This is a genomic window from Psychromonas sp. MB-3u-54 (assembly GCF_002836415.1).
In the GTDB taxonomy this organism is placed as follows: domain Bacteria; phylum Pseudomonadota; class Gammaproteobacteria; order Enterobacterales; family Psychromonadaceae; genus Psychromonas.
Map to the genome: position 1 here is coordinate 34,366 of NZ_PJBP01000168.1, position 16,351 is coordinate 50,716.

Genomic DNA, 16,351 nt, shown 5'->3' on the forward strand with positions numbered 1-16,351 from the left:
TTACATCATACCGCCCATACCACTCATTCCACCCATATCAGGCGCGGCTGCGGCTGCAGAAGCAGCAACAGGACGATCGGTGATCATACATTCAGTAGTGATCATAAGAGCGGCTACCGATGCAGCAAACTGCAGTGCGCTACGTGCTACTTTAGTCGGGTCAATAATACCCATTTCTAACATATCACCGTATTCACCCGTAGTTGCATTGTAACCGTAGTTTCCTTCACCCTGGCGTACATTATTTGCCACAACAGAGGCTTCTTCACCGCAGTTTTCTACGATTTGACGCAGTGGTGATTCCATTGCACGCAATGCAACACGAATACCTACATTCTGATCTTCGTTATCACCCATTAAACCTTTTAATATTGCAGCGACGCGTACCAGAGCAACACCACCACCGGCAACAACACCTTCTTCAACCGCAGCACGGGTTGCATGCAATGCATCATCTACGCGATCTTTTTTCTCTTTCATTTCAACTTCAGTGGATGCGCCAACTTTAATAACTGCAACACCACCAGCTAATTTAGCTGAACGTTCCTGCAGTTTTTCTTTATCGTAATCCGACGTAGAAGCTTCAATTTGTTGTTTAATTTGGCTTACTCGTGCCTGAATAGCAGACTCGTCACCAACACCATCAATAATAGTGGTTTCATCTTTATTGATAACAATACGTTTAGCCTGACCTAGATCTTCAAGTTGGACTTTTTCCATGTCTAAGCCAATCTCTTCAGAGATAACCGTAGCGCCCGTTAACGTTGCAATATCTTGTAACATTGCTTTACGGCGATCACCAAAACCAGGTGCTTTAACAGCACATACTTTCACGATACCACGCATATTGTTAACGACTAATGTTGCTAATGCTTCACCTTCTACATCTTCCGCAATAATCAGTAATGGCTTAGAGGCTTTTGCAACAGCTTCTAATGTCGGCAATAATTCACGAATGTTACCGATTTTTTTATCTGCTAATAGAATATATGGATTTTCAAGTTCAACTGTACCGGATTCATGATTGGTCATGAAATAAGGAGACAGGTAACCACGATCGAACTGCATACCTTCAACCACGTCTAATTCAGTTTCCAGACCCTGACCTTCTTCAACAGTAATAACACCCTGATTACCTACTTTTTGCATCGCGCGCGCAATGATTTCACCAATTTCATGATCCGAGTTGGCAGAGATAGTGCCTACCTGGGTAATTGCTTTTGAATCCGAACAAGGTGTAGATAATTTTTTTAACTCGGCAACAGCCGCTTTTACTGTTTGATCAATACCGCGTTTTAAATCCATCGGATTCATACCAGCTGCAACGGCTTTTAAACCATCTGCAATAATTGCCTGCGCTAATACTGTTGCAGTTGTTGTTCCGTCACCCGCAGCATCATTAGTTTGTGATGCAACGTCTTTGACCATTTGTGCGCCCATGTTTTCAAACTTATCTTCAAGTTCGATCTCTTTAGCAACCGTTACACCGTCTTTGGTAATTTGTGGTGCACCGTAACTTTTATCGATGACAACATTACGACCCTTTGGTCCTAAAGTAATTTTAACTGCATCAGCTAGAATATTAACGCCGTTTAACATTTTAATACGAGCATCGTTTCCGAATTTAATTTCTTTAGACATTATTATTTTCCTTTAAATCTTTAATATTGAGAGTCTTACTTTTCGATCTTTAAAAAAGCAGATAGGCGTTATTCAACGACAGCAAGGATATCGTTTTCACTTAAAATAAGGACTTCTTCGCCTTCAATTTTTTCTGTTTTTAAGCCGTAACCTTCACTAAAAATAACAATATCTCCCACTTTCACGTCAAGAGGTTTAATTTCACCGTTATCTAAAATACGGCCTTTACCAACAGCAAGGACTTCACCACGTGTCGATTTTTCAGCTGCGCTGCCTGTTAAGACAATACCACCAGCTGATTTAGTTTCTTTTTCAGTACGCTTTAAAATAACTCGATCATGTAATGGACGAATAGTCATGTTTTTTCCTCAAGGGTAATAGATACTTGTACGTGGTTTATAGATGGTGCTTAAAAATCAGTTTTCAAGTAAAAAGGATAAAAAATAATTTTTTGCAAAACACTGCCTTAAAATGGCAGTGCTTAATATAAACCAGCTACTGAAGATGCAAGATTCTGCAAATCGGGAAGAGACATCTGAAAGTTAATGTTTAGTCATTCTAAATCAATGCATTAAATGCTGAGCAGGGTGATGTCGAGCCTACTCTGCGTTATAACCGGTTAAAGGCTTGAAACTTTAGGCTGTGATAATTCATTAATGATGCGGTTGATTTCACTGACCGTTACCAGAAAATTTTTATCGTTTTTTTGATGTTGGTAAGCTGCAACTTTGCCTTCAATAACCCTTAATCGGCCCAAGCCAACAATAAATATACGACCGTTAAAAAACGCTCGGACAAACTTGGCAATTTTGCGTGGTTGGTATTTTTTAAACGTTCGTAATGTAATAGATTTCTTGATATTCACTTTTGACCCCTGTTAAGTTCCATTTATAAAGTCTTGCTCTTTTATTTTATCATTATTTTATATTAGCTTGACAATAAAAGGCGAACAATAAGATATTAGCAAGCCACGATAATTTTATGACTTAGATCTCTTTTACAGACATTTACTTAATAAAAATTTAACCTGCGGATGCTTATCTGCTATTGGTCTTTATTCTCGTCTTTACGTTCAAATTCACCTTCGATTATATTTCCATCCGCTTTTTTATCACCAAAAGTTGAGCGGCTTGATGACTGGGAAAATCCACCGGACATTGTTGGATTTAATTTAACATTTGCTTAATAAAAATTTAACCTGCAGATACTTATCTGTTACTGGTCTTTATTATCGTCTTTACGTTCAAATTCACCTTCGATGATATTTCCATCCGCCCTTTTGTTTTTAACATCATCACCAAAAGTTGAGCGGCTTGATGACGGGGAAAATCCACCGGACATTGTTGGATTTAATTTAACATTAGCCAATATATATTTAGCAACCATACTGCGAATGCTTGGCTGTAGAATTAACAACCCTAAAAAATCCGTTACAAAACCAGGCGTGACCAGTAACACCCCCGTCACAAGTAACATGAACCCTTCAATTAACTCCTGCCCGGGTGACTCCCCATGAGCAATGCGTTCCTGAAATTGTCTTAATACCTGTAAACCCTGACTACGTACTAATGCCGAGCCAATAAATGCGGTGAGCACCACTAAAGCCACCGTTGGCCATGCACCTAAAAAACCACCCACTTTGATCAGAACATAAATCTCTAACAAAGAAACGCTGACCATAGTTAAAAATAACTTTGCAAACATACTGACTCCTAAAATATAAAATATTACTGGTAATCATTTGGGGGCAATTTTTGATAATTCAATGTAAAAATCGATTGCCTTGGCAGTAACAAGGTTTTGTCTAAGAAATACCTTATAAGTTCACTTTTCAAATTAATTTATTAACTATTTTTAAAACTAAAAAGGGTGTTAGCTTATTCAGCTTTCCATATTTTAATGCACCAAAAAACAGGCAGTAACAATAAAGACATAATTAGAAAGATATAACCCTGCAGCTCTTCGTAAAAAAGACCAGAAAGATAAGTGAATCCAGCCAGCATTAAACCTAATGCTACTCCAGAGTAGAGTGATTGATAAGAGACCATCTCTGAGTTTTTTTGCAAACTAATATAACGAATAGCCGCTAAATGTGTCACCGCGAAGGTTAATGCGTGAAAGGTTTGAAAAATTGCCAGCACATAAAAATCATCACTAACGGAGAATACCAACCACCTGATTATCGCGGCAATAAGACCCAATAACAGCATCTGCTTAATTGACCAGTTGATAAATAATTTTTGATTAAAACGCATTAATAATATTTCAGCAAAAACACCGATCGCCCATAACCAGGCAATACTCACACCAGAAAGACCGATTTCATTCCAGTGAATAGTACCAAAAGCATAAAAAGCACCATGACTGCCCTGAATTGAGCCAACAATAATTAAAAACAGCAGTACACCCGGTCGTTTAAAGAGTGTAAACAGAGATTTTTTTTCCTCTGGATTTAAGTCAATTTCATCCTGTAATTGTGGTGATAAGTTTAATAATGAAACTAACCACATTATTAATGCCGCACCTGTAATTGACCATAAAATAGCATCGTTCCCCAACCCGACAATCAACCAACCGACACTGGTTGAGCCAACAATAAAACTAAGAGAGCCCCATAAACGAACTCTGCCATAATCGAGCTGAATTTGATTCACTAAACGGGCGCCAATAAGGTCACCTAAAGGCGCCAATGGTCCCATTATAAAATTGACAACTAATGTAATGGCGGCTAACCACATATAACCATTAAAAAATAATAATAAGGCAAAAGCTAATGCCGTGAAAAATCCTAATATTCTTAATAAACGTAAAGTGGATTTCGCACTGCTGACCCTGGGTAATAAGGTCAGATTACTGACAAATCTTAAAAGCAGACCGATCGAAAAAAACAAACCTATACTTTCACTGGACATGCCCTGACCCGATAACCAAATACCCCAAAACGGTAAAAACACCCCCCAAATAAAAAAGAAACTAATAAAATATAAGCTCAACCAAAATGAAGCGGGGATAGAAAACAAGGTGTACCTCGAAAGAGTTAGCAATAAATAAAAAATAGGAAGGATATTACATCACTTTAGCCAGCAACGGCTAAGACTGATAAAAATGACACTGTAAATAGTTAATCTCAACGAATAAGGCAGTCTCTAAGTCTATATTTATAACCTCTCTGCGACACCCATGATTTTTCTATAATTTGCAGCTCATCTCTTCGCCGTCAAACGGGTCCTCGCATCAGGCAAATAATAGGCTAAAATAAAGCATGAATGATACCAATCGGCAAAACAGATTGATCTTTTTATATTTGCAGGTGCCGCATTAAGCACGCAAGACAAAATCGTGAATTAAGCCTCGTTTGCAAATAAAAAAACCAGAAATTTAATCAGCTTAGTATTATTCTATTAAGGTCATAATTCAATAATATTATAACGCCTATCAACGCCAGTGAGCATCATAAAATGAATGAACCCAAAAAACTCACCATCCGCATCAACTTTCGCCCAGAGAAAGACCGAGCACCTGAAAAGAAAAAGCGCTGGACTTACCACTGGGGAAGAATCATAGGCATTTCCTTAACCGCGATTATTGCAATCGCCTTGCTGATTAGCGGGGGCTCCTATTATTTAAATCAAGATCAAATTAATAGCGAATCAGTCGCAGATAAGAGCCTCTCGTCCTCGCTGAAAAAAGAGGCCGTTCGAGCTGCATCGCAGAAAGAGTTTCAGCTGACTGCAACGGCAGCAGAAAAAAGTTCACTTAAGATAGAGAGCGGAAAAACGCCTTCGGTAGCTTCGAATGAGCCGATAATAAAAGCAGTGGAAATCAGTGCATCCGCCATCGGAAATAAAAAGATGACTATAACAGCGGAAGAGTTCGCCGTTATTAACCCCGCAGCAGTTGAAGCCAAAACGGTTACTGATGAGGTTGCCGTTATTAGACCCACTGCAGCTGACAAAACTGAAGAGATTATCGTCATTAAGCACGCAGCAGCTGACACCAAGACGGCTTCTAAAGAGTTCACCGATATTAAATCCACAACCGCTGACACATCGGAAGAGATTATCGTCATTAGACCTGCAGCAACTGACACAGCAGACACAACTGATGAGATTGTCGTCATTAAACCCGCAGCAGCTGACACTAAGACGGCTTCTAAAGAGTTCACCGATATTAAGTCAGCAACAGCTGACATATCGGAAGATGCCACCGTCATTAAACCCGCAGCAGTTGACACAACGGAAGATGCCACCGTCATTAAACCCGCAGCAGTTGACACAACGGAAGATGTCACCATCATTAAACCCGCAGCCTATGACACAACTGAAGATATAACCACCATTGAACCCACAACAGCTGATGAGGTTGACGTTATTAAACCCGCGGCAGCTGAGAAAAAGTTTGTTTCCGAGCGTCTGTTTACTCAATCCCGGAAAAAATTACTCTCCGATAATGTCACTCGTTTTATTATTTCCCAAGCGGTAGAAGGCAATGAACCGATCGGCACTCTCGATAATATTCATTTTGACAGCAACAATATTGCGACTGTGTATGCATACTCCAATGTTAATGGATTAAAAGATCAAACTGTCTATTACCAATGGAGCTTGAATGGCAAAAATATAGCGAAGATCAAAGTAAAGGTCGGCGCTAATCGTTGGAGAAGTTACTCAAGTAAGTTTATTCAGCCTAATATGCACGGTGAATGGAAGGTTGAGCTACAAAATCAGGAGGGGGAAAATCTGGCTATCAATCAATTTAATTACTAAATTGATTGATAGCGGTCACAGGATGAACAACAGCCAAACTACTTGCCCTTGGCGTTATGACGTCTCGGTTTTTGGGGTTTCTTTGGCGCATGAGCTGCATTCGAGGCAGGTACCACTAATTTCGGCTCAAATCCCGCAATCTCTTTGCGGGTAATAAATTCACCCAAACGATTTTCGATAGCACACAGGTTTCTAAAATCATCTCTGGAAACAAATGAAATAGCCTCACCCGATGCGCCGGCACGACCTGTACGACCAATTCGGTGCACGTAATCATCGGCCTCGTCGGGCAAATCATAGTTAACCACGCGACTAAGTGAGTCAATATCGATGCCCCGTGCAGCAATCCCGGTCGCCACTAAAAACTTGAGTTGCCCCGATTTAAAGTCCGCTAATAGTTGTGTTCGTACTGCCTGGCTGCGACCACTATGAATAGCCTCAGCTTTAATGCCGCGTTTTTCAAGTTGACTGACTAACTTAGCCGCGCCACGTTTGGTTTCGATAAAAATAAGTGCTTGTTGCCACTGATTTTCATTGATCAAATGACTCAGCAATGCAGATTTATTATCTTTATCAACACTAATTAAGCATTGCTCAATCTGTGGCGCTGTTTTGTAATCAGGAGAAATAGCTATTTCAACCGCATCGGTAATAGCCGTTTTAGCTAAAAAACGCACCTGATCAGAAAGCGTGGCTGAAAACAGCAGGTTCTGTCTTTGTAAGGGTAAGCGTTCAACAATTTTATTAATATCAGGCAAAAACCCCATATCCAGCATACGGTCGGCTTCATCTATGACTAACACTTCTATTTCATCAAAGTGGATAGCTCTGCGCGTATACATATCCAATAAGCGGCCCGGTGTGGAGACTAAAATATCAACACCTTCGATCAGGCGCTGCTTTTGCGGCTCTGAGTCAACGCCACCATACATGGCCATCGATTTAAGAGGCAGATGTTTTCCATATTGGGCAATATTATTCTCCACCTGTATAGCCAGTTCTCGAGTGGGTGTTAGGATTAAGACGCGAATACGCTTAGCCCGCACGGCAGGCGCATCAATCAGGTTCTGTAATATAGGTAATGCAAAACCGGCTGTTTTACCTGTGCCTGTCTGCGCAGCGGCGATCAGGTTTTTACCCGCTAAAATAACAGGAATAGCCTGTTCTTGAATAGGTGTCGGGGTTTGGTAACCTAGTTCAGTTACCGCTTTGACAATCGGATCGCTTAATTTAAGGGTGGAAAATAGCATTTGGCATCTCAGGGGTATGATTAATAAATAAACAGTTGGGTATAAAGGTAATAACCTTAGAAGGTAAGCATTCTAGCATAAAATGTTGCATTCAGCAGACGTAAACGCGCTTAATCAGCACAGTTGTTGCTCGTTGCAGAGAGAGGTTTTTCTTATATCCCCCCTCTTTTCATCACCTTCAAACTAATTTACACAGTTTGCAGCATTTTATCTGTTTTATTGCTTCTTAGGTAGGGCTGAGTTGGCAAAAATGGCGGTTGTTATACCAAAGAAAATGGACAGCATCGCCAGTCCAATTTTTGCATTATTGGGTATACCAATAGTAATTAAGCAGATGCCGGTTACGATTAACGATACACCGACAAAAAGAAAAAGCTGAGGATATTTACTGATCACACCAGGGTGTTTATCAGCATTTTTTAAACTCTTATTTTTATTCGAGTTATTGACCTTTTTACGCTTATGTTTTCCTGTTGACATCACACTCTCCCAGAGCCCTGCAATAAAGCATTAGATTGTATATTCATTAATGATAGTTCTTTTTATAACAAAATTGATCGCCTCAAACAGTAAGTTAGATCGCATTATTGCTCTCGGACGAGCGTAATTTCAATTGACTCTAGTGTTATTATATAAAAGGTGCACGACGCTTAAGCCGTTCCCTGAGGCGATAAATTTAATATTCACATTAACTCAGTGGCAGCAACAGGGTAAACGTCGAACCATGATCTTCAAGACTGCTCACAGAGATAGTCCCGTTATGTTTTTCAACAATATTTTTTACAATGGACAGGCCTAACCCCGTACCCCCTAAATCCCGGGAACGAGCTTTGTCGACACGATAGAAGCGTTCAAAAATACGTTGCTGATGCGACAAACTGATACCGATTCCGGTATCTTTTACTATTATCTGTGCCTGCTCGCCTAACACTTGCAGAGCCACACTAACATGACCTAACGAAGGCGTGTATTTAATGGCATTACCGATCAGATTATCAATGAGTTGATTTATTTCTTGCTTGTCACCATTGATTAATACTTTTCCATTTGGCAACTTATTTGAAAGCGTTATTTTTTTCTCCCGGCAAATATTACTCACATTAGTAAGCGCATTTTTGACGCTGGCAGTTAAATCTACTGTTTCAAAGACAATGCCATTTTGAGTTGTTTCTAAACGAGATATACTCATTAAATCAGTAACTAACGAAGAAAGGCGCAATGTTTGTGTTTGTATGTCGCCCATAAACCGAGTGCGCATGTTCTCTGGCATATCTTTATAATCTAATATGGTTTCAGCTAAGCCAAGGATCACAGTAATCGGCGTTTTAAGCTCATGGGAGGCATTGGCAACAAAGTCACGGCGTACTCTTTCTAAATAAGCAAGCTCAGATATATCGTTGAGTACCACTACGGCGCCAACGGACTCACCTAAATCATTACTGAGCGCGGCAACATAAATATCAATCACTTCATCATTTTTAGTATGGTCATCATGGTGTAATTGCGCTTTTACCACACCTTGTTGTGCAATAGCATCCTGCACCGCCGATACTATTTCAGGTACCTTAATCTGATCTGTTAGAGGTTGCTTAATAGAGCTGCTAGCAGACAGGTTGAACATCTCTGCTGCCACTTGATTCATGTGGATAATCTGCAGGTGCTCATTAACATAAATAACCCCCTCCACCATACCCATAAAAATCATGGCTAAGCGGTTGCGGTCCGTTTCAATTTCATTAAGGCGTTGCTCGGAGTTTTGCGCCATCAGATTGAAGGCATCTGCCAATAAACCTATTTCGTCTTTTTGATGAGTAATAATACGTTTACTATAATCACCTTTGGAGATTGCCTCTGCGACTGCCGTTATTTTTATTAAAGGTGCTGAAAAACGTTTCGCAAAATAATAACCCAAAATTAACGCGACTAACGCTGAAATAAAGGCACTGAAAGCCAATGCCAAACGTAATTGTGTTAATTTTTTATCTATAATGGTTAAGGGTAAAGACACACGAACAAAACCCTGAATTTTTTGCTCAGTCATAACCGGCAGTGCGAGATAAACCATGTCTTTATGTAAAGTATGGCTAAATCGCGTGGTGGGGACAATGTGTTGTTGCCGTGCTGCGATAATTTCGGGACGGTTAGCGTGATTATTCATGCTCAGGGGCGATTTTTGGGAGTCGGCCAATACTGTGCCGTTTTCGCTAATAAGCGTTAATCTACTTTGTGTTTTTTTGCCCAACTCAACAATGGTCTGATTAAGGGGTATTAATGATGTTTGATCTGAGAAGGGCAATAAATATTTTGATAATTCAGCTAAAAACTGTGCGCGAATAAACAATGAATGGTGGGTCTCTTGTAACGTATTTTCAGTGGTTTGCCGGCTAATTAATACACTTACAATAATGGTTAGACTTAATATAAGAACCACATACCCGACAAATAAACGGCGCAGCAAACTGGGTTTAAACAGAGATGATTTTAACATGTATTACTCATTTTCTATAACGCGATAGATCTAATAAAACGATAGGGTGAAAGTATTGATTTATAAGCACTCAGAAACGGTGCTAATAACATCGAAACCTTGCCGCCGTAAGTAATAAATGGGTGCTTCGATAATACAGGCGTCATCCTTTACTGCCACTATTTTTTTATTGCTCATAAAAATCCTTATTATAATCAGTGCCCAACGGGATGTTACAGTGATATGACGAATTAATTAAGAACTAATGATGTTTTTTTTATCTCTATTTTGAAAAAAATAACGCATAACATTAACTGCCCAATATTATTTACAGACAAGTTGGTTTTTCAATCCTTTTTGCCAATACAATAGTGCAGGTAATAACACTAATATGGTCATAAAAGTATCAGCAAAGGAGTGGTAGTTAAGTAACCGCATTAAGCAGCAATAAGCGAATAAAGACAATGGCGCGAGCAGCCGCAATACTTTATTTCGCCAGATTAAGTTAACCACAAAAACCAATGCCACCGCGCTATGAGTGCTGTAATCCAATCCCCAAATTGGCCAAATATTGAAATAGTTATCTAACAACATCACAGTATAAACAAGTAATAATGAAAACAATAAAACCTTTATCTCGGCACCACGGGTTGCAGCTCCCCGATATAAATAAAATAACCAGAAAAAGATTAAAAGTGGAGTATAAAGATCGGCGATAATCGCCAATAGGTGCATCATTTAATATTCAAATTAATTAAAAAAACTAACCGCTGGTAATAACCTCACGGCTCTTTAGACATCACGTTGCTTTGAAACGTAAACGTCCTTCCATGCTGCCTGCGCCCATACCATGGTTTAGTGAATAACCTCACGGTTCTTTAGACATCACGTTGCTTTATAAAATGTAAACGTCCTTCCATGCTGCCTGCAACCATATAATGGTTTAGTGAATAACCTAACGGCTCTTTAGACATCACGTTGCTTTAAAATGTAAACTTCCTTCCATGCTGCCTGCAACCATATGATGGTTTAGTGAATAACCTCACGGCTCTTTAGACATCACGTTGCTTTAAAATGTAAACTTCCTTCCATGCTGCCTGCAACCATATGATGGTTTAGTGAATAACCTCACGGCTCTTTAGACATCATATTGCTTTAAAATGTAAACTTCCTTCCATGCTGCCTGCAACCATATGATGGTTTAGTGAATAACCTAACGGCTCTTTAGACATCATATTGCTTTAAAATGTAAACTTCCTTCCATGCTGCCTGCAACCATATGATGGTTTAGTGAATAACCTAACGGCTCTTTAGACATCATATTGCTTTGAAACGTAAACGTCCTTCCATGCTGCCTGCGCCCATACCATGGTTTAGTGAATAACCTAACGGCTCTTTAGACATCACGTTGCTTTGAAACGTAAACGTCCTTCCATGCTGCCTGCGCCCATACCATGGTTTAGTGTATAACCAACAAAGCGCATCTTTAGCATATGGACCTTCCACCTGGCTGGACGACAAATTATTCGCTAAATAACAGATCAATACGGCCGATAATATCTGTTATTTCAGCACTATTGCCCGGCAAATTTTTAAAATATTCCTCCGCCATCGGTAATACCCGCATTGCACGTGGTAAGGGTTGCGGCAAGCGCACAAGTTTGACCATCTTATCTAAGAAGATAAATTGTAACCACTGTACAAAGCTTAAGCTGTCTATCGCAAAAGGTTCCCGGCTATCGAGTGCCTGCTGGTCAGGTTTAATCTCCTGCCATAACCCCTTATTACGCAATTCATCTTCTAATGCAGTCAATAAAGGCAAAATAAGGCGGCGTTTTTTTAATTCCAATTCATTTTTCAACATGATTTTTTCTAACTGAAATAGATTTATAATGCCAATATAATATAGATTAAGGCGGCAGAAATCACTGACTCATTGGTTAGCCAAAAGTTTAAGACTCTGTATAATCCCAGCTTATTTATAGAAGCTCAGCCACGGGTTAGCAAAATCATATAAAATCCTAACAATATCAAGTTAGTAATTGATATAATCCAGACACTTTACTAAACAGCAGAACAGATGACTATGAACATAAATAACCTTAGCGAATTTTTAGAACAATCAAATTGCCAATTTAGTGTTTATGATTTGGGACGTAAAGTTTGCAACATATCCAACAGCCTTTTTAAAGAAATTGAACTTAACCAATTACCTTACCCCTATCCCATTCAGCAGCACGCTTTTATTGCATTAACGTTTTGGCAAACTGATGCACAAAAAGAACATTTCATTTGGTTCTTAAAAATACCATTAGATGAGCAGGGGTTATTACAAATTCCCGCGCAGATAAGCTTTATCAAAATGGTTGTAGAAGCGCTGGGTGAGGATTTAACCGCAGATGTGAGTGATAAATTACAAGAGCGTATGGCGAGTAATCCGTTTCTATTTAAGCCAAGTACAGAAAAATTGGCTATTTTTAATGCGATTATGAATGCTCGTTTCATTCGTCCTGCTTCCTCTTTTTACAGTGGTGCACAGCGCTATTTTTCAGGTTCGACAAGCTGGAACGAGTGGCAAGAACTGGGCATTCAAGGCATTGCTGACCTCACTGCGCGTTTAGATCATGATAATAATCAGCAGAATTTAATTAACGCTCTTCCTTATTTACCACAACAGCCTTTGCAGTCCCTCGCGTTGTGTTTAGAGCATCAGAATAAAATAAACCCTGATTTACAGCAGGCGATTGCCGGACAAATAAGAGTCGAACTACAAGAACATCGCCAGGAAAATGCAATTTTATTATTACGGGCATTGGCAAGCTCCCCCTCTATGGTTATCACCAAAAAATTGATAGAAGAGCAACTTTATTCAGACTTAATCCATAACGTACATTGGTATGTTGGCATTGCAGGACGCTTATGGACAGTCCTTGAAGATGAAACCTTACTTAATCGCTTTTTGGAATCTTTAGCGAATAACCAAGCAGCACTTTTTCCGCAACTCTTTACAGATATTGTGGCAATTCCTTTATTACGCGAAAAAGTACTCAGACAAATACGTTTACCCGCGCGCTCACCGGCTTTAACGGACGCGATCGGACGATTATTTTCAGGTAGTTAAAATTAGGTGGAATTATAATGATCGAGCTGCTATTTATTTTGTTGACTGTGCTTTTGAGCGCTATTATTTGGAAATTACGTAAACAATCGGAATATGCTCGAGAGCAGATCACCCAACATTGTTTTAAATTAGATCTGCAGTTGCTGTCGGTTTCTCGTTCTAATTTTAATTTCAAATTGGGTGAACAGTTTTTACAAGCCAGTTTCGTTTTTGAATTTAGCAGCGACAATAACAACAACTACCAAGGGCATTTATTTATGCGCGGGTTACGCCGACCAAGATTTGAACTGCCGGTTTACCGCTCGGTGGAATCCTCAGATTCACTCAATTAATTTATAACAAGGCTTTTTATGGATAGCATCATTTTAATTGCACAACAGATTGCCAAAGAAGGCAAAAAACCGAATACCGCATTGATCAAAGCACGCTTGCCTAAAAATGTACCCTTGCCGGCTATTATCCAGGGTTTAAAAATGTGGATGAATGATCCTCATAAAGTCATAAATACTCCAACAGAAGTAACAGCAAGTGAAACTGTAGACAGCAGCACAACGATCGAGACTTTAATCGACACTAAAATTAATCAAGCCATTGCGCCATTAATAAAACAGATTGAGTTATTAACTAAACAGCTTGTTGATTTAAAAAAACAACTTAACATACAAGAAAAAGAGTAGCCGTGTTTATTAAAGAAATAACTTTTGAGTGTTACAAAAACACCCAGTACGCAGCCGTTGAAAAAGCCATCAATAACTATTTTGATATGCTACGCTATAACGGACAAATTCTGGGGCGTGAATTTCCGATCGCCATGTTTGAGGGTTGGTTTGTCTCAAGCTTAGTCTGCCCGGAAGAAAATAGTTTAAATGAGATTTTTAATAGCCCGCAGGTAAAGCAGGCATTACAAGGTTTAACGGAAGCGGGCTTACTTTCACCTAAAATTAAAAATACTGCTGAAGATTTAAACTCTATGTGCTGCGCAGAGAAATTTCAACCAAGTTGGCAGCTTTTGTACACTACCTTTTTAGATACTTGCTCCCCACTGCGCTGCGGTGAAAGCCTCGCTCCCATTCCGCTCTATCGAACGCCCGAAGCAATTAGTAATGGTGATCGTAAAGCCGTTCTAAAATGGCAGGAAGAGTGGATAAATTGCGACGAACTGCAAATGAACGGTTCGGCGGTTTCCAGTGCAGCTTTAAAAGAAATTGGCGAAATCGGCAGCAAACTATTTTATCGCGGTACTAATTTATGTCAGCGCATTGAAGAAATTACTAAAGTACCAACCTATTATTACCTATACCGTGTTGCCGGTAACAGTTTAATAGCAGAACAGGAGCGAAAATGCCCCGCCTGTGGAGGAGATTGGAAACTAGCTGCGCCATTATTTGATATCTTTGATTTCAAATGTGAGCCATGCAAACTATTGTCAAACATATCTTGGGATTTCAAAAAATAAGGGAAAAATAATGGTAAAAAAAATAAAGTTTTTCGGCGCGATCAGTATCATTCTTGTTATCACTTTTTTCGCTTTATACAGTTGCTCCAGAGATGAAGTCGGTACTGTTTCTCTGGGACTTTTCACCACAAAAGATATTAAAATTGAAAAACTAAATGATCCGTTAATACCCGGTGTAACCTGCCATATTTCTAATATTGTTGCTGATTTGAGTTTTGCCGATCCATCGGATTCATCCATAAGCTGTCGTCAAACGGGTGAAATCACTCCAGAAATGCTCAGCCTTATCGATAAGTCAAAAAGCGGAGATGTGGTTTTTACAAAATCGAAAAGTATTTTATTTAAGTCATTAAAAATCAGACGTATTTTTGATCCGTCAACACAAACTATACTTTACATTTCTTATAGCACTAAAGAAATTGAGGGTAGCTTTAAGCATTCAATGTCTACCGTTCCGCTATGGGGAACAAAAGCTTATTCTGTACCCGTTACTACTGCAGAATAAATATAGGCTAACGCTTTTCAATCGATTTTGAATAAAAAAGCTTAATTGTTTAACAATTAAGCTTTTTTTTGAGTTTGAATAAGAGTACCCCTGTTTTTACAATTCGTTAATATGATCCGCAATAATCAGTTACTCTGATAGCTATTAATGTAATGGTGGCATTCTTTCAATAAGCCCAAAAATTCAATTAACTCGCGATCAAAACTATTTTCCGGTAAATAGAGATGATAACCATAAGCTTTACTCAACTCTTCTGTCCGATATAACCAGGCGGCGATCGGGCCTTTGTAGGTGATCCCATTTAATTTAAAGGGCTCAAAGTTAATCAGACCATCTGGTAGATCAATTTCATGGTTTTTTACCGCTAACAATAATAGCTCCAGCTGCTCATGAAGTAATTTATTAGCCAACCTTGGTGAAATAGTTTGCGCTATATTTGTCAAACTATTTAATTTTATGCCCAAGTAAGGTAATTTCACATGCTGTCCCCGTATATCAGCCGGGATATCACCAATGCGCAGAATATCTTGCCAAGGTAAATTCCAATGACCGTGACGATGACAATAAAAGATAGTCTCTGGTGTTATGCGGTAACTTATTGGCGGCTCTAAAAATTTAAGTAAACCAACAAATAACATCATAAAACTGGCTGACATGATAAAGATTAACTGGATCTTATACTGCTCCCACAAGAAGAGATTTAACAACAGGCAAACGCACAGCAATAAGCAGCCTAAACACGATAAAAATAAACGATTACGTTTTGAATTGGGTTTAACCTGAATGACTCTTTGTGCTCTTTTTTGCAAGCCAGATACTCCTTAAAAATTTCAGACCATTAAAATAGCAAATGTATTCAAAATGTAATCTTGCAGTACGCCAGAAAAATTAACAGGGCTGCAGGAAGTCGTTTTCCTTCTCCTTAGCATCAACCCTAAAAATAGCTGAAGAATAGAACTTAAGAAAGTATATATTTCAATAAATATAGAGGTATAAAAATGCCCATTACTTGCTGCCATGAGAAATCAGGTCAAAAAATAAAGCCGTAATAACGGAAAAATTTGTCAGCCTTCTTTCGAAGGACGGGGATTATTCTTGATTAAATTGCCTAGCTTGTGCAAGACACTGGGATTGAATAGGGTTTA

At 39.1% G+C, this 16,351-nt stretch carries 17 protein-coding genes; 6 read left to right on the forward strand and 11 right to left on the reverse strand.

Annotation, left to right across the window (positions count from 1 at the left end):
* From groL to CXF72_RS13210, 5 genes are all read right to left on the reverse strand, one after another.
* Positions 1–1,641 carry a chaperonin GroEL gene (gene groL / locus CXF72_RS13185; RefSeq protein WP_232784983.1) on the reverse strand — a complete coding sequence of 547 codons (1,641 nt, stop codon included), beginning with the start codon at positions 1,639–1,641 and terminating at the stop codon, positions 1–3.
* A gap of 68 nt (positions 1,642–1,709) precedes the next feature.
* Positions 1,710–2,000 (reverse strand): co-chaperone GroES, encoded by a 291-nt coding sequence (locus CXF72_RS13190; protein ID WP_101039471.1) that lies wholly within the window; start codon positions 1,998–2,000, stop codon positions 1,710–1,712.
* A 260-nt stretch (positions 2,001–2,260) separates the two neighbouring features.
* Positions 2,261–2,506 (reverse strand): DUF1107 domain-containing protein, encoded by a 246-nt coding sequence (locus CXF72_RS13195; RefSeq protein ID WP_101039472.1) that lies wholly within the window; start codon positions 2,504–2,506, stop codon positions 2,261–2,263.
* Positions 2,507–2,856: 350 nt separating this feature from the next.
* Entirely contained in the window at positions 2,857–3,345 is a 489-nt protein-coding gene (locus CXF72_RS13205) for an FxsA family protein (RefSeq protein WP_101039473.1), read from the reverse strand.
* Positions 3,346–3,518: 173 nt separating this feature from the next.
* Positions 3,519–4,661, reverse strand: a complete 1,143-nt coding sequence (locus tag CXF72_RS13210) for a 3-phenylpropionate MFS transporter (RefSeq protein ID WP_101039474.1) — start codon at positions 4,659–4,661, stop codon at positions 3,519–3,521.
* A gap of 438 nt (positions 4,662–5,099) precedes the next feature.
* Between CXF72_RS13210 and CXF72_RS13215 the strand changes: the two genes are divergently transcribed.
* Complete coding sequence (locus tag CXF72_RS13215; protein WP_101039475.1) at positions 5,100–6,407, forward strand: DUF2914 domain-containing protein; 1,308 nt, start codon at positions 5,100–5,102, stop codon at positions 6,405–6,407.
* Positions 6,408–6,445: 38 nt separating this feature from the next.
* Here CXF72_RS13215 and CXF72_RS13220 read toward each other — a convergent pair whose 3' ends face one another.
* From CXF72_RS13220 to CXF72_RS13240, 5 genes are all read right to left on the reverse strand, one after another.
* Complete coding sequence (locus CXF72_RS13220) at positions 6,446–7,657, reverse strand: DEAD/DEAH box helicase (protein ID WP_101039476.1); 1,212 nt, start codon at positions 7,655–7,657, stop codon at positions 6,446–6,448.
* Between the two features lie 216 nt (positions 7,658–7,873).
* A complete protein-coding gene (locus tag CXF72_RS13225; RefSeq protein ID WP_101039477.1) occupies positions 7,874–8,137 on the reverse strand; it encodes a hypothetical protein in 264 nt (87 codons plus the stop codon).
* A gap of 208 nt (positions 8,138–8,345) precedes the next feature.
* Positions 8,346–10,145: an ATP-binding protein gene (locus tag CXF72_RS13230; protein WP_101039478.1), complete on the reverse strand. Its 1,800-nt coding sequence runs from the start codon at positions 10,143–10,145 to the stop codon at positions 8,346–8,348.
* A gap of 303 nt (positions 10,146–10,448) precedes the next feature.
* A complete protein-coding gene (locus CXF72_RS13235) occupies positions 10,449–10,862 on the reverse strand; it encodes a hypothetical protein (protein ID WP_101039479.1) in 414 nt (137 codons plus the stop codon).
* 784 nt (positions 10,863–11,646) lie between these two features.
* Positions 11,647–11,988: a YqcC family protein gene (locus CXF72_RS13240; protein WP_101039480.1), complete on the reverse strand. Its 342-nt coding sequence runs from the start codon at positions 11,986–11,988 to the stop codon at positions 11,647–11,649.
* 216 nt (positions 11,989–12,204) lie between these two features.
* Between CXF72_RS13240 and CXF72_RS13245 the strand changes: the two genes are divergently transcribed.
* Genes CXF72_RS13245 through CXF72_RS13265 form a run of 5 tightly spaced genes read left to right on the forward strand, consistent with a single transcriptional unit; the run spans position 12,205 to position 15,206 of the window.
* On the forward strand, positions 12,205–13,245 hold the full coding sequence (locus CXF72_RS13245; RefSeq protein ID WP_232784984.1) for a DUF3549 family protein: 1,041 nt from the start codon (positions 12,205–12,207) through the stop codon (positions 13,243–13,245).
* A 17-nt stretch (positions 13,246–13,262) separates the two neighbouring features.
* Complete coding sequence (locus tag CXF72_RS13250; RefSeq protein ID WP_101039481.1) at positions 13,263–13,577, forward strand: DUF3301 domain-containing protein; 315 nt, start codon at positions 13,263–13,265, stop codon at positions 13,575–13,577.
* A gap of 18 nt (positions 13,578–13,595) precedes the next feature.
* Positions 13,596–13,922: a hypothetical protein gene (locus CXF72_RS13255; RefSeq protein WP_101039482.1), complete on the forward strand. Its 327-nt coding sequence runs from the start codon at positions 13,596–13,598 to the stop codon at positions 13,920–13,922.
* Between the two features lie 2 nt (positions 13,923–13,924).
* On the forward strand, positions 13,925–14,701 hold the full coding sequence (locus tag CXF72_RS13260; protein ID WP_101039483.1) for a Zn-ribbon-containing protein: 777 nt from the start codon (positions 13,925–13,927) through the stop codon (positions 14,699–14,701).
* 10 nt (positions 14,702–14,711) lie between these two features.
* Positions 14,712–15,206 (forward strand): CreA family protein, encoded by a 495-nt coding sequence (locus CXF72_RS13265; protein WP_198552598.1) that lies wholly within the window; start codon positions 14,712–14,714, stop codon positions 15,204–15,206.
* 125 nt (positions 15,207–15,331) lie between these two features.
* Here CXF72_RS13265 and CXF72_RS13270 read toward each other — a convergent pair whose 3' ends face one another.
* Positions 15,332–16,015, reverse strand: coding sequence for a DUF2982 domain-containing protein (locus CXF72_RS13270; protein ID WP_101039484.1), 684 nt, complete (start codon positions 16,013–16,015; stop codon positions 15,332–15,334).
* Positions 16,016–16,351: the final 336 nt, after the last annotated feature.